Raw genomic sequence first — 21,781 nt, forward strand, 5'->3', positions numbered from 1 at the left:
TAGCGGTACAACGCTTGGTCAGCTGCGCAGCCTGCTGCTGACCCGGGAAAGATCCGCGGCCCCGATCAGGCCCGCACTGGGTCCCAGTGCAGCGAGCGCGATGCCTGCGGCCGGGCGGAAGCCGCGGCCAGTCAGGTTCCTGGCGAACGCCTTGCGGGCAGGCTCCACCAGCAGGTCGCCAGCGGAACAAAGACCGCCGCCGATCACAAACAAGCCCGGGTCCAGCGCGGCGGCCAGATTCGCCAGGCCCAGCCCCAGCCATTCGCCAACCTCCTCCAGGAGCTCACGGGAGGCCGCGTCACCAGCCAGGGCAAGCTCAGTCACTATGGCTCCGGTGATCGCTTCCGTGCGTCCATCGACGGCTGCGAGAAGTTCCTGGGCAACCGGAGAATTAGCGCGTGCCAGGATCCTTGCTTCCCGCCCCAGCGCATTGCCCGAGGCGTACTGCTCCCAGCACCCCCTGTTGCCGCACTCGCAGCGGTGGCCGCCAGGCATGATGATCTGATGCCCGAATTCACCGGCAACTCCAAACCGGCCGCGCTCGACGCGCCCGTCCATCACCATGGCGCCGCCGATGCCGGTGCCCAGGGTTATGCAGACGAGGCGGTCCTGGCCCCGCCCGGCTCCAAACCGCCATTCCGCCCATGCTGCAGCGTCGGCGTCGTTCGTCAGAAGCACCGGCCTGCGCAGCAGGCGCTGAAGGTTGGCCCGCAGGGGCTCGTTGCGCCAGGCCAGATGCGGACTGAACAGCACCGTACCGCCGTCAAGGTCCATCCACCCTGCCGCACCGATGCCTACCGACCAGATCCTGTGGCCGGCGCCGAGTTCCTCCACCAGCTCAACGATCACCCGTTCGACGGCGCGGGGATCGCTGCCAGGGGTGGAGCGCCGCGCTTCACTGAGGATCCTGCCGTCCGCATCCACAACACCGGCGCCAACCTTTGTCCCGCCGATATCGATGCCGATAGCCAGGCCTTTCCGGCCGAGCCGGAGGTGCTCGCGGAACCCTTCCCCGTGCCTTGGCCTGGCCTGGAGAGCCGGAGGGCGCCGCCGCCACGGTGCCGGACGTCTCAGGGGACCGGCCTGTTCGCCGGGAGGCAGTGCATACATAGTTCCTCATTCTAGGCGGGCGGCCGACACACCCCGGCAGGCACTCCGGTCAGAGTCCACAGCACTCTTTGACTCCTAAGTTACCGGCCAGTAGCTTTGATACTGCACGGCCTGGAACAGGAGTACTAGTCTTAGACGTACCCTGTGCGGGCCTTCGGATATCAAAGGAGCTATAGTGCGCGAATTCAGTGTTCCGCCGCTGGTTGTTGTCCCACCGGAAACCAACATCACTGACCTTGTACTGCGCCAGGCCGCGAAGCCCAGCAACCCTGCGCTTTTTTCGCGGCTGGATTCCACCGGCACCTGGCAGAACGTCTCAGCCACTGATTTCCTGGCTGACGTGACAGCGCTGGCCAAAGGCCTCATGGCTAGCGGTGTAGGCGCCGGTGACCGGGTGGGAATCATGTCCCGCACACGTTACGAATGGGCACTGATCGACTTCGCCATCTGGTTCGCGGGCGGCATCTCGGTTCCCATCTACGAGACGTCCTCCCCGTCGCAGGTCGCCTGGAACCTCGGGGACTCCGGCGCCGTCGCCGCGTTCGGCGAAGCCGCCCATCACGAGGACATCATCCGCCAGGCAGCGACGTCCGAAGGGCTGACCGCCCTCCAGCACGTCTGGCAGCTCGAAGGCGGAGGGCTGGACGCCCTCCGCGAAGCCGGACGCAACATCAGCGGCGCCGATCTTGAAGCCCGCCGCAGCTCGGCCAACCTGGACGATGTCGCCACCATCATCTACACCTCCGGCACCACTGGACGTCCCAAGGGCTGCGAACTCACCCATGGAAACTTCGTTGAACTCTCGGAGAACGCCCTCGCCATCATCGGCGAGATCGTCCATGAGAACGCGAAGACCATCATGTTCCTGCCGTTGGCCCATGTTTTTGCACGCTTCATCTCCGTTCTGGCAATGGCCGCCGGAACCACGGTGGCCCACACTCCGGACATTAAGAACCTCCTCTCTGACCTGCAGAGCTACGAGCCCACCTTCATTCTTGCCGTGCCCCGCGTGTTCGAGAAGGTTTACAACTCCGCACTGACCAAGGCAGAGGATGGCGGCAAGGGAGCCATCTTCCATCGGGCGGCAGAAACCGCCATCGCGTTCTCCAAGGCCAGGCAGGAAGGACACGTGGGCCTGGGCCTGAAGCTCAAGCACACCCTGTTCGACAAGCTCGTCTACGGAAAACTGCGCGCTGCCATGGGCGGCCATGTGGCCCACGCCGTGTCCGGCGGGGGCCCTCTTGGTGAACGCCTCGGCCACTTCTTCCAGGGCATCGGCCTGCAGGTCCTGGAAGGATACGGACTCACCGAGACCACGGCTCCCGTCTCTGTCAACACACCGGCCCTGATCAAGATCGGTTCCGTCGGCAAGCCCCTTCCTGGCAACTCCGTCAAAATAGCCGACGACGGCGAGATCCTCGCCAAGGGAGTCTGCGTCATGCGCGGCTACTACAAGCGCGAAGACCTCATGGCCGAAACATTCGCTGACGGGTGGTTCCGGACCGGAGACGTCGGGCGGCTTGATGACAGCGGCTTCCTCTGGATCACCGGACGCAAGAAGGAAATCATCGTCACCGCCGGCGGCAAGAACGTCATCCCGGCCCTACTGGAGGACCAGATCCGCGCCGACGCGCTGGTTTCCCAGGTCCTGGTGGTCGGAGACAACCGGCCCTTCATCGGGGCCCTCGTGACGCTTGACCAGGAGGCCCTTCCCGGCTGGCTGCAGCGGCACGGGCTGCCCGCGGCGGGCTCGCCCGAGGAGGCCGCGGACCATCCCGTCGTCAAGGCGGCCGTGCAGGATCTCATCACGCGCGCCAACGCCTCGGTTTCCCAGGCAGAAGCCATCAAGTCATTCCGGATCGTCCCCTCAGACTTCACGGAAGCCTCAGGCCACCTGACACCGTCCCTGAAGGTCAAACGTGCCCAGGTGATGAAGGACTTCGACTCCGTCATCGAGGAAATGTACAGCGCCAAGCGCCCCACCCTCGCCTAAGGCAACGCGGGATCACTTATCGCCCGATCAGAGCCTCCCGATGGGCCACCCCTCGTTACCTTGAAACAAAGGGCTCCTCCGGCCTAAGCCGGAGGAGCCCTTCTTGGTTCGGACGGTTCCTACTCCACTACCAGGAGCAGGTCCCCACCCTGGACCTGTTCCACTGCGGAAATGGCGAGCCGGGACACCTTGCCGCCCACCGGCGTCGTGATGGAGGCTTCCATCTTCATCGCCTCGATGGTGGCCACGGTATCGCCCGCAGAAACGGTATCGCCGGTTTTGACGGTGACGGTGACGGCCCCGGCAAACGGTGCGGCCACATGTCCCTGCTGGGCCGGATCCGCTTTCTCGGCAGCCTTGACGTTGCTGACCACTGAGCGGTCCCGGACCACTACCGGCCTGGACTGCCCGTTCAGGGTGCACATGACGGTGCGCATGCCCTTTTCGTCGGGTTCCGAGACAGCCTCCAGGGAAGCGATCAGGCGGACACCCTTCTCCAGCTGGATCTCGTGCTCTGCTCCGCGCTGCAGTCCGTACAGGTAGTCCCGGGTGTCCAGCACGGAGATGTTCCCGTACGTTTCCACGCTCTTGAGGTAATCCTTGGTGGGGCCGTCAAAGAGCAGGCGGTTCAGCGTCCGCTGGCGGGTCTTTGAGTCGCCCTTGAGCGCAGCGCTGTCCTCGGCACTGAGCTCGGCGTCCCGGACCTTGATGCTGCGGCCCTGGAGCGCCTTGGTCCGGAACGGTTCCGGCCAGCCGCCCGGAGGATCACCCAGTTCGCCGGACAGGAAGCCAATGACGGAATCCGGGATGTCGTAATTCTGCGGGTTCTCGTTGAAATCAGCGGGATCGGCGTTGAGGCCCACCAAGTGCAGGGCGAGATCGCCCACCACCTTTGAGGACGGGGTGACTTTGACGAGACGGCCCAGAATGCGGTCCGCCGCGGTGTACATGTCTTCGATGGCCTCGAAACGTTCACCCAGGCCCAGCGCCATCGCCTGCTGGCGGAGGTTGGACAGCTGTCCGCCCGGAATCTCGTGCTGGTAGACACGGCCCGTGGGTCCCGGAAGCCCCGACTCGAACGGGGCGTAGACGCGCCGCACGGCCTCCCAGTACGGCTCCAGGGAGCTGACGGCGGCCAGGCTGAGGCCAGTGTCCCGCGGGGTATGCTCCAGCGCCGCTACCAGGGCCGAAGCTGACGGCTGGCTGGTGGTTCCGGCCAGCGACGCGGATGCGACGTCCACGGCGTCGACCCCCGCCTCCACGGCGGCCAGCAACGTGGCCAACTGGCCCCCTGCGGTGTCGTGGGTGTGGAGGTGGACCGGGAGGTCGAACCGCTCGCGGAGCGCGGCGACAAGCCTGGCGGCGGCCGCCGGACGGAGCAGGCCGGCCATGTCCTTGATCGCCAGGATGTGGGCGCCGGCGTCGACAATTTTCTGCGCCAGCCCAAGGTAGTAGTCCAGCGTGTAGAGCTTCTCGTCAGGGTCCAGCATGTCGCCGGTGTAGCACAATGCCACTTCCGCCACGGCTGTACCCGTGGCACGGACGGCCCGGATCGCAGGTGCCATCTGGTTGACGTCGTTGAGCGCATCAAAAATACGGAAAATGTCGATGCCCGTCGCGGCCGCTTCGTTGACGAAAGCTTCCGTAACCTCCTCCGGGTACGGCGTGTAGCCCACGGTGTTGCGGCCGCGGAGCAGCATCTGCAGGCAGACGTTCGGCAGGGCCTTCCGCAGGGTGGCCAGGCGGTCCCAGGGGTCCTCGCCCAGGAAGCGCAGCGCGACGTCGTAGGTGGCACCGCCCCAGGCCTCGACGGAGAGGAGTTCGGGAAGCAACGCCGAGACCGCGGGCCCGGCAGCCGCCAGGTCGCGGGTCCGGACCCTGGTTGCCAGAAGCGACTGGTGGGCGTCCCGGAAGGTGGTATCTGTGACAGCCACCGCGGTCTGATCTCGCAGCGCTTGGGCGAACCCCTCCGGTCCAAGCTCAAGGAGACGCTGGCGGGACCCTGGCTCCAGCTGCTTCTCCGCAACGGCAGGCAGCTTGGCCGCCGGATCCGAATGGACGGTGAGCTCGCCGTTGGGCTTGTTCACCGTGACTTCAGCCAGCCAGGTGAGCAGCTTGGTGCCGCGGTCGGCGGAGACGCGGGCCTTCAGGAGTTCGGGGCGCTCGTCAATGAAGGAGGTCGCGACGTCGCCGGCGATGAAGTCGGCATCATCCAGCACGGCCTGCAGGAAGGAGATGTTGGTGGAAACCCCGCGGATGCGGAATTCGGCGAGGGCACGGCGCGCACGGGCAACGGCGGCCGGGTAGTCGCGTCCGCGGCAGGTCAGCTTCACCAGCATGGAGTCGAAGTGCGGGCTGATTTCGGCACCCGAGTAGACGGTCCCGCCGTCGAGCCTTACACCGGCGCCGCCAGCCGAGCGGTAACCGGTGATCTTGCCGACGTCGGGCCGGAAGCCGTTGGCCGGATCCTCGGTGGTGATGCGGCACTGGAGTGCCGCTCCCTTGAGCTGGACCGTCTCCTGGGAGAGCCCCAGGTCCGCGAGAGTCTCGCCGGCGGCAATCCGTAGCTGGGCCTGCACCAGGTCAACATCCGTGACCTCTTCGGTGACAGTGTGCTCCACCTGGATGCGGGGGTTCATCTCAATGAAGACATGCTGGCCGGCACGTTCGCCGACTGTGTCCACCAGGAACTCGACTGTTCCCGCATTGACGTAGTTCAGGGCCTTGGCGAACTTAACCGCGTCACGGTAGAGGGCCTGCCGGATGCCCTCGTCCAGGTTGGGGGCGGGGGCGATCTCGATGACCTTCTGGTGGCGCCGCTGGATGGAGCAGTCACGTTCGAAAAGGTGGATGACATTGCCTTCGGCGTCAGCCAGGATCTGGACCTCGATGTGCCGCGGGCGGAGGACTGCCTGCTCCAGGAACATGGTGGGATCGCCAAACGCCGCATCTGCTTCACGCATGGCGGCCTGCAGCGCTTCCGGCAGGGCTTCACGGGTGTCCACGCGGCGCATACCGCGTCCGCCACCGCCGGCAACAGCCTTCGCAAAAATGGGGAAGCCGATGACGTCAGCCGCGGCAATAAGCTCGTCGAGGTCCTTGGACGGCGCGCTCGAATTCAGGACGGGAACGCCGGCCTGCCGGGCGGCCTCCAGGGCCGAAACCTTGTTGCCTGCGAGTTCAAGCACCTCGGCGGGCGGACCGACGAAGGTAATGCCCGCGTCCTTGGCAGCCCGTGCCAGGTCCGGGTTCTCAGAGAGGAAACCATAACCGGGGTAGATGGCATCCGCACCGGACTCCTTGGCAACGCGCACCACCTCGGCGACGTCAAGGTAGGCCCGGACAGGGTGCCCCTCCTCGCCGATCAGGTACGCCTCGTCGGCTTTTTGACGGTGGATCGAGTTTCGGTCCTCATTAGGGAAAACAGCAACGGTCTTGGCACCCAGCTCGTAGCCGGCACGGAACGCCCGGATCGCGATTTCGCCGCGGTTGGCCACCAGAATCTTGGAAAACATACTTCTCCTGCATCATCGCGGGTATATCGGTAAGTGGTCACAGTGTCTAAGACGGGCGCGTCCAAACACAAATCATTGTGGCCACCATCACAGAATTCTCCGTCATGTCCCGCTCGCTGAAAGCGGGGCCGACGGAACCAGCCGCACGCATCGTCCGCGGTGCCATGCCGGGGCCCGATAAAGCAGGAATCGCCGGCGCATCAACATATGATGAGTGGGGCGGCAGGAGCCGCCCGGCTTCGGCACTGCCGGAGCAAACACTACCCCCAACACGGCAGCCGGCGTTAGGTTTTGGTCTCTCAAGTGCAAGTAGTCAGCATCAGCAGCCTCAAGGGCGGAGTCGGCAAGACTTCCGTTACCACAGGATTGGCCTCTGCGGCGCTTGCCGCGGGCATCCCCACATTGGTGGTGGACCTCGATCCCCACGCGGACGCGACCACGGCCCTGGGCGTTCAGCCCGGCGACCAGCTGGACATCGGGCGGATGCTCAAGAGCCCGCGCAGGGCAAAGCTGGCGGACAACGTGGTGGGCAGCAGCTGGACGGCCCGCGCACCTGCAAATGGGTCCGGGCCTGCAGTCCTGGACGTTGCCGTGGGTTCGGCCTACACCGGAATCTACGACCGCCCCGACCTTGGCCGCCGCGACCTGCGCCGGCTGTCCTCCGTCTTGGCCGGTGCCGACCAATACCAGCTGGTCCTGATCGACTGCCCCCCGTCCCTTAACGGCCTGACCCGGATGGCATGGTCGGCCAGCGACAAGGTGGCACTCGTCGCAGAGCCGGGCCTGTTCTCCGTGGCGGGAACCGAACGCACCATGCGGGCCATCCAGCTCTTCCGGCAGGAATTCGCCCCCAATCTCTCCCCCGCAGGAATTGTGGCCAACCGCGTCCGCAGCGGCTCTTCCGAGCACACATACCGCCTGGCCGAGATGGAATCGATGTTCGGCGAGCTCCTGCTGAGTCCCAGGATCCCGGAACAGGCGAACTGGCAGCAGATCCAGGGTGCAGCCCACCCCGTTCACCATTGGCCAGGGGACTCCGCCAAGTCCGCTGCTGCCCTCTTCGATAACCTCCTGGCCAACCTCCTGGCCGTCGGCAGCGGCCTCCGGAGCCGCAACTCCCGCTAAGGGCGGCCCGCACGGCAACAACAAGGGCCACCTTCCTTGGGAAGGTGGCCCTTGTTGTTAATTCGTTGTCAAGTCTGTCCGCTTCGGAACCCGGCAGTAATCAGCCGATCTTGCGTGCGGCGCGGCGCTTGCTCAGTTCGTCGTCCGGAAAGGACTGCTCGGCGGCGTGCTCGCTGGGAAGCGAGGCCAGGCTGCCTTCCACCTCACGCCAGACACGGCCCACCGCGATGCCGAACACGCCTTGCCCGCCCTGGACGAGATCAATGACTTCGTCGGCGGAGGTACACTCGTACACACTGGCGCCATCGCTCATAAGGGTGATCTGTGCCAGGTCCTCCACACCGCGTTCACGCAGGTGCTCCACCGCGGAGCGGATCTGCTGGAGCGATACTCCGGTGTCCAGGAGCCTCTTCACCACTTTGAGGACCAGGATGTCCCGGAAGCCGTACAGACGCTGCGAACCGGATCCCGCGGCTCCGCGGACGGCAGGTTCAACGAGCCCGGTGCGGGCCCAGTAGTCCAGTTGGCGGTATGTGATGCCGGCGGCTTTACAGGCCGTGGGTCCGCGGTAGCCCGCGTCCTCGTCCAGGACGGGAAGATCCTCGGTAAACAGGAGGCCCTGGGCACCGCTCGCAGGCACAGCAACACCAGCCGTTGTGGGCTGTTTCAGCTCGCCCGCTTCGCCTTTGGGACTCACCTGGATCCTCCTTGTCTTAAGCTCCCGGAACACTGCAACTGCGAGTGCGGGCATGAAGTCCATGCATGTAATTCGCGGGAGCCGCACTTTACAGTGTGACGTGCGCGGCCGCCGTAAGCAATGGGAGCTTGATACCTTCGACGTTAGGCCTGACAGGTCCCAAGGTCAAAGATCTACGCTCCTTTTGAGGGGCGTGTCGAAAGTTTCAGCCTCAACTTTAACCTTAACGTGACCTCAGCCGTCGAAATCTTCAGGCTCAACGTCGTCGAGGAACTCCCGGAAGCGGCGCAATTCACGCTCCTCATCCACGGTAGGCCCGGGCTCGGTGTCCTCACCTTCGTCGTGCTCGGTGATCCGGACACCGGCTTCGTCCATGACCGAGTCGGCACACCAGATGCGGCATTTTGCCCGCAGCGCGATGGCCAGTGCGTCGGACGCCCGCGAACTGACGGTGGTTCCGTTCTCGAACTGAAGCTGCCCGTAGAAGATGTTGTCCTCCACCGCCACGATATTGACGCTGACGACCGAATGGCCCAATGATTCCACAACGTCCACGAGGAGGTCATGGGTCATGGGGCGGGGAGGCACAACGCCCTGCTGGGCCAGGGCAATGGCGCTGGCCTCCGGGGTGCCGATCCAAATGGGCACGTGGCGTTCGCCGTGGATCTCGCGAAGGAGGACCAGTGGCTGGTTCGACGGCAGTTCGATCCGAACGCCTACGATCTCTACTTCGATCATCAGATGTCCATGCGTGAGATATGGTCCTGCACCAGGGCCCGGTGCAGTGTGAGGCAGAGGTCACTGATCTCGCGGGCCGCTTCCGCCGCCCGCGCCTGGGATGCCGAATCCTTGCGCGAAGCGAGCGGGGCAACGGCCCGCTCAACGAGCCCGAACTCGCGTTCCGCCGCTGCCTGAAACGGACGGAGGTGCCGCGGCTCCAGGCCATGGCTTTCCAGTTGGACGCAGGCACGGGCCACTTGAAGGGCGTGCTCATCGAACTTGCCGTTGCTGTGGCTGATCAGCCCGAAGCTCAGCAGCGACTGGAGCAGTGGCACACTTGCGCCGGACTCGGTCCGCAACTGTTCTTCGCTGAGCTTCCGCCCCCGGTTCTGCAGTTCCGCCGCCAGTTCGTCGGAGACGATACGTGGAGAAACCACGACGCCGGCGGGCAGGTTTTCGGGGCGCTCTCCCCTGTCGATGGCATCCAGGTAGTCCTTGATCACCTTCAGCGGAAGATACTGGTCCCGTTGCAGGGCCAGCACAAACCGGAGGCGCTCAACATCGCTGTCGGAGTATTGCCGGTAACCCGCGGGAGTGCGGCGCGGGTTGATCAGCCCCTTCTCCTCCAGAAACCTGATCTTCGACGCAGTCATTCCCGGAAAGTCGCCGCTCAGCTGCGCGAGGACTTCCCCGATGTTCAGGACCTGGGGCCCCCGGCGTTCCGGTTGTGCCATTGCCACAGGCAATTGTCCCGGGATCAGACGCGGCCTGCAGCGCGGGCAGGGCTCAGGTAGAAGGTGAGACGGAATTTGCCGATCTGGACTTCGCTGCCGGACTTCAGTTCGACGCTGTCCACGCGGTCATGGTTGACATACGTTCCATTGAGGCTCCCGGTGTCCACCACTTCGAAGCTTCGTGGGGTACGGCGGAACTCAACGTGACGGCGGGAGACTGTCACATCGTCGAGGAAGATATCGGCGTCGGGGTGACGGCCGGCCGTGGTGACGTCCGAGTCCAGCAGGAACCGTGCGCCCGCGTTCGGGCCGCTGTGGGCAACCAGGAGCGCGGATCCCGCGGGAAGGGCCTCGACGGACGCGTACTCGTCCCTCGACAGCCTGGGGGCAATAGTGGGCTCGTCCGTGACGGGGGTGAGATTGATGGAGGTGGTCTCCGAGGCCCTGGCCGCACCTTTACCGTAGTCACCGTCGGCAGGGTGATGTTTGTGGCCAACCATGGATTCCTCCTCTTCCGCTGCAGCTCGCGCCCGCATTCGACATATGCCCTCCGGATAAGCCTTGCAGATCCGGTACCGGCCAGCGATCCAGCCGCTGACGTGCGAAGATATTCTCCCCGCAGCCTGTGGCCGGACCGGATGAACCGGTTAGCTTTAGCCTACCTGCTGTTCGTACTCGGATGCACTGAGCAGGGACTCCACGGCGTCGGCTTCGGCGAGTTTGACTTCGATGAGCCAGCCATCGCCATAGGGATCGGTGTTGATCAGCGCAGAGTCGGTGTCCAGCGAATCATTGCGGGCAACGACTTCACCGCTGACGGGTGCATAGATATCACTCACGCTCTTGGTGGATTCCACTTCACCCACCACTTCGTTCGCGGTGATCTTCGTGCCGATCTCCGGCATCTGTGCGTAGACAACATCTCCGAGTGCATCCTGCGCGAAGTCGGTGATGCCCACCCGGACAACGCCGTCGGAATTCGGGGCTGATACCCACTCGTGTTCGGCCGTGTAGGACAGGTCTTCGGGAATGTTGCTCATCAGGGGCCTTTCATCGGGTCAAACACCAACGTCAACGGGGCTGGGAAACAAAGCCGCCGCTGAAAGTATAGGCACAAGTCCCCGGGCGTTCGAGGAGGATTCTGACATGATGGGCCCATGGGAGTTCATGCACAGGCCCTGGTCCCAGCGGCCGCCGACAGTCGCCCCGGCAGCAGGTAAGCCATGCCCGAGCTTCCCGAAGTCGCAGGCCTGGCCGGTTTCCTGGATGAGCAGCTTCGGGGAAGCGTGTTCAGCAAAGTCCAGATCGTCTCCTTCGCGGTACTGAAGACGGCCGATCCGCCGTTCACGGCCCTGCAGGACAGGGCCGTGACCGGAGTGCGGCGCTTTGGGAAATTCGTCAGCATTGATGCTGACGGGCTGTCGTTCGTTTTCCATCTTGCCAAGGCGGGGTGGGTACGCTTTACGGATTCCCCCAGCGACGGCCAGCTCAGGATGGGCAAGGGCTACATTGCCGCCCGGCTGGCCTTCACCGGTGCAGCGGGTCCGCACGGCATCGACCTCACAGAGGCAGGAACCAAGAAGAGCCTTGCCGTCTATGTGGTGCGTGATCCGCAGGACGTGCCGGGGATCGCAACCCTCGGACCGGACCCGTTCAGCTCCGGGTTCGACGCCGATGCGCTGGCCGCCATCCTGGGGTCCAGTTCCCAGCAGGTGAAGGGCCTCCTGCGCAGCCAGGGCGTCATTGCCGGGATCGGGAATGCCTACAGCGATGAGATCCTGCATGCGGCCAGGATTTCCCCTTTTGCGGTCGCCAAATCACTGGACCGGGATTCGGTGCAGGTCCTGTACGACGCCATCCACAGCGTCCTGGGTACTGCACTGGCCGAAGCGCAAGGCAAACCTCCCAGCGAACTCAAGGACGCTAAGCGGAGCCACATGAGGGTCCATGCCCGGACCGGGCAGGCCTGCCCGGTGTGCGGCGACACAGTCCGCGAAGTGTCGTTCGCGGACACGGCCCTGCAGTACTGTCCGACCTGCCAGACCAAGGGAAAGATCCTCGCGGACCGCAGGACGTCAAAGTTCCTCAAATAGACGGCAAAAAAGCAGAAGCGCCCCGGAGAATTCTCCGGGGCGCTTCTGCTTTTGGTCGGGCTGACAGGATTTGAACCTGCGACCCCTTGACCCCCAGTCAAGTGCGCTACCAAGCTGCGCTACAGCCCGTCAGTTCCGCCGTTCTCCGCTGCGTGCCATCGCTGAACTTCCAGCGATTTCCACTCAGCAGTCCGGCCGAACCACCTCCAAAAGCTTACACGATCCCGGAGGGTGCCTGTGACATTTACAGACCAGCACAGGCCTGGTGTGTCCCAATTAACGCTTCTTGCCGCGCTTTTCGCGGACGCGCATGTTGACCTCGATGGGTGTGCCCTCAAAGCCAAACGTTTCACGAAGCCGGCGGGTGATGAACCGCCGGTACCCGGGGTCCAGGAAGCCTGTTGTGAACAGCACAAACTTCGGCGGACGGCTGGATGCCTGGGTACCGAACAGGATGCGCGGCTGCTTTCCGCCACGGACCGGGTGCGGGTGGGCGGCCACGAGCTCGCCGAGGAAGGCGTTGAGCCGGCCGGTAGGAATGCGTTTGTCCCAGTTCTCCAGGGCCAGGTCCAGCGCAGGAACCAAACGGTCCTTGTGCCAGCCGGTCAGTGCCGAAATGTTGACCCTGGGCGCCCACGCCACGTGGGCCAGGTCCTGCTCGATTTCACGCTCCAGGTAGGTGCGGCGTTCGTCGTCCAGCAGGTCCCACTTGTTGAAGGCCAGGACGAGTGCCCGGCCGGACTCTATGGCCAGCTGCAGGATCCGGACGTCCTGCTCACTAAGTACCTCGTCGACGGCAAGGAGCACGACGGCGACTTCCGCCTTCTCCAGCGCAGCCTGGGTCCTCAGGGACGCGTAGTAGTCCGCCCCCTGGGCCATGTGCTGACGCCGCCGGATGCCGGCGGTGTCGACGAAGCGCCAGGTCCGGCCGCCCAGCTCAATGAACTCGTCCACGGGATCGCGGGTGGTGCCGGCGGTGTTGTCCACCACTACACGCTCTGAGCCGGCCAGCTTGTTCAGCAGTGAGGACTTGCCCACGTTGGGGCGGCCGATCAGGGCGATGCGCCGCGGTCCGCCTGATCGCTCCAGACCCTCGATCGTAGAGAACTCAGGGAGGGTGTCCATGACATGGTCCAGGAGGTCAGCGACCCCACGGCCGTGCAGAGCTGAAACCGGGTACGGCTCGCCGAAACCAAGGCCCCACAGCGTCGCGGAATCCGCTTCCTGGGCGAAGTCGTCCACCTTATTGGCCACCATGATGACCGGCTTCTTGCTCTTGCGGAGCATCTTCATGACGCCCTCGTCCGTGGCGGTCGCTCCGACGGCCGAGTCGACAACGAACAGAACGGCGTCTGCCAATTCCACGGCCATCTCGGCCTGCTCGGCGACGCGGGCGTGGATTCCGCGGGCGTCGTGCTCCCAGCCGCCGGTGTCCACAAGGGTGAAGTTGCGCCCGTTCCAGGTGGCCGAATACATCACTCGGTCGCGGGTGACGCCGGGGGTGTCCTCCACCACGGCCTCGCGGCGGCCGAGGATGCGGTTCACGAGGGTGGACTTACCCACGTTGGGGCGGCCGATGATCGCCAGGACGGGATCCAGCTTGACCGGGCCGTCGAAGTCCTCGTCGCCGTAGTCCCCGCTGAGCAGGGCGGCGTCGTCCTCATCAAGTTCGTAGTCGTCCAGGCCGGCGCGGAGGGACGCCGCGCGCATCTCCGCTTCGTCGTCGTCAAGGACAGCCAGCCGTTCGGCCACCTGGTCCGTGCCGGTGGGCGTGTATTCGTCTTCGCCGGCGCCGGAGTGGCCGGAGGTTTGAGTCGTATCGCTCATTGCACTTTCCTTAGTGGTGATCTGCCGGCGTCCCGGCTACTGCTGTGAAATTCGTGCGGGAAATCCGCGTGGGGCAAAGGCTGCCCACTGTATTGGATGGCGTCCTGGACATGCCCTGCCAGCGCAGCGCGGATTTCCATTCCCGCCCTGTCCATTGAAGCACGGCCGGTTTCGCCGGGGTTGCGGCTGATCGTCAGGGCATTGCCGAAACTGACGTGGAAGCGCCGCCCCGGTTTGGGTACCGTGTCGAGGTGCTCGCTGCCGATCCGGGTGCCGAGGATCGCGACCGGAACCACCGGCGCACCGGAGTTCAGCGCGAGCCAGGCCACACCGTTGTTGATATCCGTTGCCTGGCCGCTCCCCCGGGTACCTTCCGGAAGGATCCCGACGCAACGGCCGGCGTCGAGCACGTCCTTGCTAAGCAACAGCGCAGCACGGTCCCCGGAGCGATCCACCGGGACTTGCCCGGAGGCCCGGAGCACGCGTCCGAGGAACCCCTTGAACATTTCCTTCTTAACCAGGATGTGCATGGGCCGCGGAGACGCACCAAACATGACCGGGCCGTCCAGGAAGCTGATGTGGTTCCCGGCGAAGATCACAGGACCCCCGCTGGGAACATTGTCCCGGCCTGTGACGGACGTCCTGTACACCATGTGGTCTAGGATCCAGCCTACCGGCCGGCTCCAGGTCATGGTCCAGCCCGACGGAAGCCTCGTGCGGCGATCAGTCACGGTTGAGGACCTTCGTGACGATGACAAGGGCGGCATCCACCGTTTCAGCAAAGTCCAACTCCGATGAGTCCAGCGTCACCACACCGTCGGCCGCCTGTGTGAAGTTCACGACCGTGGAGTCCTTGGCATCACGCTGGGTCACCTGGGCAGCAAGTTGCTCCGCATTCTGGGTTCCGCCCAACTGGATCCCGCGGCGGCGGAGCCTGGCCTCCTCGCTGGCTGTCAGCAGCATCCGGACTTCAGCGCCGGGCGCGACGACGGTGGTGATGTCGCGCCCTTCCACCACCATGCGGCGGTGGTGCTTTTCGATCAGTTCACGCTGGCGGCGGATGAGTTCGGTCCGGGCGCCCAGCGTAGTGGCCACAGCGCTCACCGCCGAGGAAATTGCCGGCTCCCGGATGGCCTCGGTGACGTCGGCTCCATCCACCCGCACGTATTCCGTGTGCGGCGTGGTGCTCAGGTCCAGGACCAGGTCCCGGGCAGCCTGCTCCACCGCGGCGGCGTCGTTAAGGTCGATCCCGGTGGTGACGCAGAACCAGGTCAGCGCCCGGTACATGGCACCTGTGTCGAGGTAGGCCAGCCGCAGCCTGCGGGCCACTTCCTTGCTGACGCTGGACTTGCCGGAGCCGGAGGGGCCGTCGATGGCCACTACCAGGGGCCTGCCGACCCGCAGCGCCGGCAGAGTGTCAAGGAGTTCCTGTGTCATTACTGGAGTACCCGCCATCCGCGGTCGGTGAGTGCTTCGATCAGGTGGTCATGCTTGTTCGGCAGCACGGAGAGTTCCACCATGCCCACGTTCTGCCCCGAGGAATGGTCAAGCCTGAGGTCCTCGACGTTAACCCCGATCTCGCCGATTTCGGTGAGGAGCAGGGCGATCTGGCCTGGCTTGTCATCCACAAGGACCGTAAGCCAGGAGTACGCCTGCGCAGGTCCGCCGTGCTTGCCCGGAATCCGGGCCTGGCCTGCATTGCCCTCGCTGATCAGCTGGGCAAGGTCAAGCCTGGCGCCTGGTGCCGTGGGGTCCTCCAGTGTGCCGATGAGGCGGTTAAGGTCCTCCCTGACACCCTGCAGGATGCCCACCACCTTTGGCGCGTTGGCGCCGAGGATCTGGACCCACAAGGTGGGATCGCTGGCGGCGATCCGGGTGACATCCCGCAGCCCGTTACCGGCAAGGGACAAAGCGTGAAGGGGCGTTCCTTGCAAGCGGCTGGCCAGCAGCGAAGACATCACCTGGGGCAGGTGGGACACCAGGGCCACGGCTTCGTCGTGCTCGTCGGCCGTAAACTGCGAGACCACAGCGCCAAGGTCGGTCGCGAGGGAGTGCGCCACCTGCACGGCGGCTCCCGACGACTCCTCGGGCGGGCAGAGCACCCATGGCATGGACGTGAAGAGCTCACCGCGGGCGGCTACGGGCCCGGACTTCTCGCGTCCGGCCATGGGGTGCGTACCCACATAGCGGGAGAGGTCCACCCCGCGGCCGCGGAGATCGGCCAGGATGGCAGCCTTGACGCTGGCAATGTCAACCACTACGGAGTCCGGGTAGTCGGCCAGCGCCTTCGCCACCACATCAGCGGTCACATCAGGTGGCGCGGCCACCACCACCAGCTCGGGCGTCTCGTTTCCAAGCCCCGCCAAGGGCAGCCCGGCACCGATATCGACGGCGACGGCCTGGTTGGTGGGAGAAGGGTCAAACAGGAACACGGGCACGCCCCGGCCCCGAAGGCCCAGCCCTATGCTGGCGCCGAGCAGGCCGGTACCGATCACCACCACGGGTCCGTTCAGGTGTCCGCGGCCGTGCGTGCGAAATGCGGACATGCCTCAGAGCCCTACGGATGCCAGCAGGTGGCCGACTTCCTGCTTGCCGAGGTTGCGGATGCTGCCCTGGCGCTGGTCGCCCAGGCCGATGGGTCCCACCTTCACGCGCACCAGGCGCAGGACCGGGAAACCCACAGCATCGAACAGGCGCCGGACAATCCGGTTCTTTCCGGAGTGCAGGACCACTTCGATCAGCACGTGACCAGGGGTGGAGTCCACCAGCTTGAAGGAGTCAACGGATGCGATGCCGTCCTCCAGCTCCACACCTGCCTTCAGCTGCGCTCCGACGCCCTGGGGGAAGGGCCCACGGACCTGGACGAGGTACGTCTTGGGCACCTCATACGAAGGATGGGTCAGCCGGTTGGCCAGTTCGCCGTCATTCGTCAGCAGCAGCAGGCCCTCGGTGGCGACGTCCAGCCGGCCCACATGGAACAGGCGTTCGCCTTGGTGGGTCTTCCGGACGAAGTCACTTATGCAGGGGCGTCCGTCGGGGTCCTCCATAGTGGACACCACGCCCTTGGGCTTGTTGAAGACCATGTAGACGAGGTTTTCATCAAGCTGGATGCGCAGGCCGTCGACGTGGATGACAGCCGTCTTGGGGTCCACTCGGACACCAAGTTCGGTGACAACCTGGCCGTCAACTTCAACCCGGCCTTCGGCGATCATTTCCTCGCAGACGCGACGGGAAGCCACGCCGGCCTGGGCCATGACCTTCTGCAGGCGGGTGCCGTCGGCGTCGTGCAGTTCTGACTGCGGAACATCGCCGCGGGGGCCCCGCTTGCGTGACGGTTTGCGGACCGGCCCAAGGTTCTGGCCGAAACGCTCGCTGCCGAAGGCACGCGATGCCGCAGCGCCCGGAGCGCCGGTTCGGGGCTTGGGCTTGAGGGCGCCGGGAGTTCCGGGCGCCTTTTTGGCGCCGGGCTTGCGGGCGGCCGGCTTGCGAGAAGACGGCTTGCCAGCCGGTTTCCAGTCGGACACTTCGCGTCCTGCCGGGGCAGCCGACGCCTCGTCAGGATCGACAAAGCGCTCCTCGCGCGGCTTCGGCGCCTTGTGGGGCCGGTCGCCACCGCCGAATCCGGCATTGCGCTTGCCTGCGCCGCCGCGGAATCCGCCGGCCTGTGCACCTCCACGGCTTCCGCCGCCCTGTGCTGAATTGCGTTCTGAACTGTTGCGTCCTGAACTGTTACGTGGTGAACCCTGGCGTCCCGCCTGTGTCATGACCCGTCCTTCGTTATGTTGGCCGGCAAGTTGTCCAAGAACAACCCTAGCCAGCCGTGCAGAATATATCTGCCCTTATGAATACTCTTGCAGCAGGCGGGCATTCCCGCCTACATTCTTCCGGCGTCGTAGAACTCCTCGATGCCTTCCAGCCCCGGAAGATGGGGGGAGAGCTGGGGAAGTTCGGTCACGGAGCCGATTCCCATCCGTTCCAGGAAATACGACGTGGTCCGGTAGAGGATAGCTCCGGACTCAGGATCGGTTCCCGAGTCTTCGATCAGTCCACGTTGTGTCAGTGTCCGTACGACCGAATCAACGTTGACTCCTCGAATTGCGGACACGCGTGCCCTCGAGACAGGCTGGCGATACGCGATGACGGCCAGTGTTTCCAAGGCCGCCTGCGTGAGCCTGGCTGTTTGACCTTCCAGCACGAACCGGCCGACGACGTCGGCAAAGTCGGTGCGCGAGTAGATCCGCCAACCACCGGCGATGTTCCGCAATTCAAAACCCCGGGGGCTGGAGCTGAAGCCAGCATCGCTAGCGACGTCCGTGTCCGGGGCTTTAACAGTATAGCCGCTATACTCGGCCTGCAGTTCCGCCAGTAACTGCTCGACGACGGCGACCGTCAGGTTGAGGCCGGCAGCGAGCTCGCTGGCGGTGGCCGGCTGGTCCAGCACCATCAGTACTGCCTCAATAGCAGCCTTGGCCCCGCCCGGAAGGTCCCGGACATCGGTCCTTTCATCAGCGGCGCTCTCCACGTCGTCATCCGGAAAGTCCTTGTTCACGGCTGCTCCTCATATTCTTCGCTCAGATTCTCGGTGGACCAGTCCTGGCCTTCCGCCGTCCAGTGCACGGTGAGGTCGCCAAGTGGGGAGAGCTGGTCAAAGGCCACCACCTTGTCCCGGAACATCTCCAGCAGGGCGAGGAACCTGGCCACGACAACGAGAGTGGAGGCAGCATCGGCAATCAGCGTGCGGAAGGACAGCGGCTTTCCCAGTTGCAGCCGGAGGCCCAGTATCTCGGCCTGTTCCTTGACGCTGACGGCACTGGCGTGCAGGTGGCCCAGGCCCACTTCCGTGGGCTTGGGCGTTTTTGGTTTCAGCGCGGCTTCCGCCAACGTGGCGAACTGCTCCGGCGAGTGCTTCCACACCAGCTCCGGGAGCATGGCGGCGAAATGCTCCTCCAGGGCAACCTGGCGCGGAAACCTCATTGACTCCTGCTCCAGCGTGGCACCAAGAAGGCCCGCCACCTGCTTGAACGCCTTGTACTGTAACAGCCTCGCAAAAAGCAGGTCGCGGGCTTCCAGCAACGCGATGTCCTCATCGTCCTCGACTTCGCCGGCCGGAAGCAGCCGTGCCGCCTTCAGATCGAGGAGGGTGGCAGCAATGACCAGGAACTCGCTGGCTTCGTCCAGCGCCCACTCTTCGCCCAGCTTCTGGAGTTTCCTGATGTATTTGATGAATTCATCGGTGACGGTGGCGATGGCCACCTCGGTGATATCCAGCTGGTGCTTGGCGATGAGGCCAAGCAGGAGGTCAAAAGGACCGGTGAAGTTGGCCAGCCGCACCTCAAAGCCGGGCCTGGACTCAGCCACGACGTGGCTAGGGCGCGCCGCCGCGCGAAATCAGCTCTTTGGCCAGGCGGCGGTATGCGTCCGCCCCGATGTGGTTGCCTGCGTAGCTGGTGATGGGTTCGGCGGCCACTGTGGCGTCGGCAAACTTGATGGAACGCTTGATGACGGTCTCGAAGACCTTGTCGCCAAAGGCCTCCACCAAACGGGTGATGACTTCACGGCTGTGCAGGGTCCGGGCGTCGTACATCGTGGCAAGCACGCCGTCCACCTGCAGCCGGGGGTTCAGCCGGTCCTGGACCTTGTCGATGGTCTCCACCAGGAGGGCGACGGCGCGGAGGGCAAAGAATTCACAGATCAGCGGAATGATGACCCCGTGGGCGGCGGTCAGGGCGTTGACCGTCAGGAGGCCCAGCGAGGGCTGGCAGTCGATGAGGACGACGTCGTAGTCGTCCTCCACCTTCTTGAGTGCCCGGTCCAGGACCTGTTCACGCGCTACCTCGTTAACCAACTGGACTTCGGCGGCGGAAAGGTCGATATTCGCCGGCAGCAGGTCCACGTTCTCAACGCCCGTCTGGTGGATGGCGTCGCGGATATCCACCTTGCGGTCCATGAGGACGTTGTAGACGGTGAGATCAAGTTCGTGCGGGTTGACACCGAAGCCCGCCGACAGGGCGCCCTGCGGATCGAAATCGACGAGGAGGACCCTCCGGCCGTACTCGGCAAGTGCCGCCGCCAGGTTGATGGTGGATGTCGTCTTACCGACGCCGCCCTTTTGGTTGACCATGGCAATGACCCGGGCCGGACCATGGGACTGCAGCGGCGCGGGCTCCGGAAATTCACGGTGGGGACGCCCTGTGGGCCCCATCACGGCGTCTTCCAGATCGAGTTCCGTGCCTTCCAGAGTTGCTGAACCCTGTTCGCTGCTCACGTATCTATCCACACTTTCGATGACGGTCATTTCCTGCCGCTGGATACCCAGCGCCGTTCCTTCTTCCCACCAAGGCTACAGCGCTCGACACGGTAATTGACGGAACTTGACATTGGATGCCTCCTGAGCCTTGACCTTCTAGTAGAGGTCAAAGGTTAGGCCTGGTCATGACAAAACCGCCCGTGCAGCAGAGGCTGCACGGGCGGTTTAGGTTACCTGCGGATGCCTGGGGATCTAGGCGTGCGCGGGCAGCGAGCTGGTCTCCGGGGCGTTGCCGAACCGGTCAGTGTGGCCGGCCATCATGGTCAGCTCGTCGAAGGGCGCCTCGCCGGACAGCACACGGTCAACCTGTTCGCCGTCGATTTCCTTCACCCAAGTGCCGACCAGGACGGTGGCCACTGCGTTGCCGGTGAAGTTCGTCAGGGCACGGGCCTCGGACATGAAGCGGTCGATTCCGACGATGATGCCCATGCCGCCGAGGAGCTCGGGGCGGTGGGCCTGCAGGCCGGCAGCCAGGGTTGCCAGGCCGGCGCCGGTGACTCCGGCAGCGCCCTTGGAGGCAATGATCATGAAGATCAGGAGGGAGATCTGGGCTCCAAGGTCGAGCGGGGTGCCCATGGCGTTGGCTACGAAGAGGGAAGCCATGGTCAGGTAGATGGCTGTGCCGTCCAGGTTGAAGGAGTAGCCCGTGGGGACGGTGACGCCGACTACCGGCTTGGAAACACCCAGGTGCTCCATCTTCGCGATGAGGCGCGGGAGTGCCGCTTCGGAGGAGGAAGTGGAGAAGATCAGGAGGTATTCGCGGGCCAGGTACCGCATCAGCTTGAAGATGTTCACGCCGGCAACAACCTGCAGGAGACCACCGAGGATCACGACGATGAACAGGGCACAGGTGATGTAGAAGGCCACCATGAGCGTAAACATGCTCACGATTGCCGCGAAGCCGGTGGCCCCGACGACGGCGGCGATGGCACCGAAGGCACCGACAGGCGCGAGCCACATGATCATGATGAGGATGCGGAATACGAGGGCCTGGGCGTGGCCGATGGCCTTGAGGATCGGCGCGCCCGAGGTTCCCATCTTCTGCAGCGCGAAGCCGACGAGGATCGCTGCGAGAAGGGTGGGCAGAACCGGGATGTCGCTGGGGATGATGCCCAGCAGGAAGTCCACGGTGCTGTCCGTGGCGGCCTTCTTGTTCGGATCATACGCGGCGAGCTTCAGGCCCTCACCCGGGTGGATGATGTTGCCGACGACCAGGCCGATGGCCAGGGCGAAGGTGGACATGACGATGAAGTACCCCAGGGCCAGGCCGCCGACCTTGCCGACCGTGGCCGCCTTGGCGATTGAGCCGATGCCCAGCACGATGGTGCAGAAAATGATCGGCGCGATCATCATCTTGATGAGTTTGATGAACCCGTCGCCGAGGGGCTTGAGGTTCTTGCCGACCTCAGGGAACAGCAGACCCACGAGGGCGCCCAGGATCACGGCGGCTATGACGGCCATGTAGAGGTAGTGGGATTTGTCAAGGCCCTTGCGGGCGGCCTTCGCAGGCGCTGTTGACTCTCCTCGTTGAGAAGCCATGATGTATCTCCTTATGGATAATCTGGTAGACGCTGCGGCTCATTCTCTGGGCTCATCGCGTCGGTCCGGTGTGATATCCATCATTAGGCACACAGTGACTTGGCTCACCGTTGCGTTCATA

General features: G+C 64.5%; 18 protein-coding genes, 1 tRNA gene and 1 pseudogene. 3 read left to right on the top strand and 17 right to left on the bottom strand.

Annotation, left to right across the window (positions count from 1 at the left end; translation table 11 throughout):
• Positions 1-18 precede the first annotated feature (18 nt).
• Positions 19-1,110: an ROK family glucokinase gene (locus J7E83_RS12125; protein WP_214962399.1), complete on the bottom strand. Its 1,092-nt coding sequence runs from the start codon at positions 1,108-1,110 to the stop codon at positions 19-21.
• A gap of 175 nt (positions 1,111-1,285) precedes the next feature.
• On the opposite strand from J7E83_RS12125, the gene J7E83_RS12130 reads away from it, so the two are divergent.
• Positions 1,286-3,103: a long-chain fatty acid--CoA ligase gene (locus J7E83_RS12130; RefSeq protein ID WP_214962401.1), complete on the top strand. Its 1,818-nt coding sequence runs from the start codon at positions 1,286-1,288 to the stop codon at positions 3,101-3,103.
• Positions 3,104-3,222: 119 nt separating this feature from the next.
• Here J7E83_RS12130 and J7E83_RS12135 read toward each other — a convergent pair whose 3' ends face one another.
• Complete coding sequence (locus J7E83_RS12135; protein WP_214962403.1) at positions 3,223-6,618, bottom strand: pyruvate carboxylase; 3,396 nt, start codon at positions 6,616-6,618, stop codon at positions 3,223-3,225.
• Between the two features lie 303 nt (positions 6,619-6,921).
• Between J7E83_RS12135 and J7E83_RS12140 the strand changes: the two genes are divergently transcribed.
• Positions 6,922-7,743 (top strand): ParA family protein, encoded by an 822-nt coding sequence (locus J7E83_RS12140; protein ID WP_214962405.1) that lies wholly within the window; start codon positions 6,922-6,924, stop codon positions 7,741-7,743.
• Between the two features lie 100 nt (positions 7,744-7,843).
• On the opposite strand, the gene J7E83_RS12145 is transcribed toward J7E83_RS12140, so the two are convergent.
• From J7E83_RS12145 to gcvH, 5 genes are all read right to left on the bottom strand, one after another.
• The gene (locus J7E83_RS12145) at positions 7,844-8,440 is read right to left on the bottom strand and encodes a MerR family transcriptional regulator (protein ID WP_214962407.1); all 597 of its coding nucleotides are present in this window, start codon (positions 8,438-8,440) and stop codon (positions 7,844-7,846) included.
• 234 nt (positions 8,441-8,674) lie between these two features.
• The gene (locus J7E83_RS12150) at positions 8,675-9,178 is read right to left on the bottom strand and encodes a bifunctional nuclease family protein (RefSeq protein WP_066285823.1); all 504 of its coding nucleotides are present in this window, start codon (positions 9,176-9,178) and stop codon (positions 8,675-8,677) included.
• Entirely contained in the window at positions 9,178-9,894 is a 717-nt protein-coding gene (locus tag J7E83_RS12155; RefSeq protein WP_214962409.1) for a MerR family transcriptional regulator, read from the bottom strand. Before J7E83_RS12155 ends, J7E83_RS12150 begins: the two co-directional genes overlap by 1 nt.
• Positions 9,895-9,917: 23 nt before the next feature.
• Positions 9,918-10,394 (bottom strand): FHA domain-containing protein, encoded by a 477-nt coding sequence (locus tag J7E83_RS12160; protein WP_214962411.1) that lies wholly within the window; start codon positions 10,392-10,394, stop codon positions 9,918-9,920.
• 153 nt (positions 10,395-10,547) lie between these two features.
• A complete protein-coding gene (gene gcvH / locus J7E83_RS12165; protein ID WP_214962412.1) occupies positions 10,548-10,934 on the bottom strand; it encodes a glycine cleavage system protein GcvH in 387 nt (128 codons plus the stop codon).
• A 183-nt stretch (positions 10,935-11,117) separates the two neighbouring features.
• On the opposite strand from gcvH, the gene J7E83_RS12170 reads away from it, so the two are divergent.
• Positions 11,118-11,987, top strand: a complete 870-nt coding sequence (locus J7E83_RS12170; RefSeq protein ID WP_214962414.1) for an Fpg/Nei family DNA glycosylase — start codon at positions 11,118-11,120, stop codon at positions 11,985-11,987.
• Between the two features lie 52 nt (positions 11,988-12,039).
• Here J7E83_RS12170 and J7E83_RS12175 read toward each other — a convergent pair.
• The 10 genes and pseudogenes from J7E83_RS12175 to J7E83_RS12220 form a co-directional block, all read right to left on the bottom strand.
• Positions 12,040-12,116, bottom strand: a tRNA-Pro gene (locus J7E83_RS12175).
• 147 nt (positions 12,117-12,263) lie between these two features.
• On the bottom strand, positions 12,264-13,814 hold the full coding sequence (gene der, locus J7E83_RS12180) for a ribosome biogenesis GTPase Der (RefSeq protein ID WP_214962417.1): 1,551 nt from the start codon (positions 13,812-13,814) through the stop codon (positions 12,264-12,266).
• A gap of 10 nt (positions 13,815-13,824) precedes the next feature.
• Positions 13,825-14,506: pseudogene (locus tag J7E83_RS12185) on the bottom strand (1-acyl-sn-glycerol-3-phosphate acyltransferase).
• Between the two features lie 31 nt (positions 14,507-14,537).
• Positions 14,538-15,251: a (d)CMP kinase gene (gene cmk, locus J7E83_RS12190; RefSeq protein ID WP_214962423.1), complete on the bottom strand. Its 714-nt coding sequence runs from the start codon at positions 15,249-15,251 to the stop codon at positions 14,538-14,540.
• A complete protein-coding gene (locus J7E83_RS12195) occupies positions 15,251-16,360 on the bottom strand; it encodes a prephenate dehydrogenase (protein WP_214962425.1) in 1,110 nt (369 codons plus the stop codon). The genes cmk and J7E83_RS12195 overlap by 1 nt, the downstream gene beginning before the upstream one ends.
• Positions 16,361-16,363: 3 nt before the next feature.
• Positions 16,364-17,578, bottom strand: coding sequence for a pseudouridine synthase (locus tag J7E83_RS12200; protein WP_214962427.1), 1,215 nt, complete (start codon positions 17,576-17,578; stop codon positions 16,364-16,366).
• Between the two features lie 110 nt (positions 17,579-17,688).
• A complete protein-coding gene (locus J7E83_RS12205) occupies positions 17,689-18,336 on the bottom strand; it encodes an SMC-Scp complex subunit ScpB (protein ID WP_214962471.1) in 648 nt (215 codons plus the stop codon).
• Between the two features lie 23 nt (positions 18,337-18,359).
• A complete protein-coding gene (locus J7E83_RS12210) occupies positions 18,360-19,172 on the bottom strand; it encodes a ScpA family protein (protein ID WP_214962429.1) in 813 nt (270 codons plus the stop codon).
• 7 nt (positions 19,173-19,179) lie between these two features.
• Positions 19,180-20,079: a ParA family protein gene (locus tag J7E83_RS12215; RefSeq protein ID WP_214962431.1), complete on the bottom strand. Its 900-nt coding sequence runs from the start codon at positions 20,077-20,079 to the stop codon at positions 19,180-19,182.
• A gap of 234 nt (positions 20,080-20,313) precedes the next feature.
• Positions 20,314-21,660: a cation:dicarboxylate symporter family transporter gene (locus J7E83_RS12220; protein ID WP_214962433.1), complete on the bottom strand. Its 1,347-nt coding sequence runs from the start codon at positions 21,658-21,660 to the stop codon at positions 20,314-20,316.
• Between the last annotated feature and the right edge of the window lie 121 nt (positions 21,661-21,781).

This window comes from Arthrobacter sp. ISL-48, assembly GCF_018613805.1.
GTDB lineage: Bacteria > Actinomycetota > Actinomycetes > Actinomycetales > Micrococcaceae > Arthrobacter.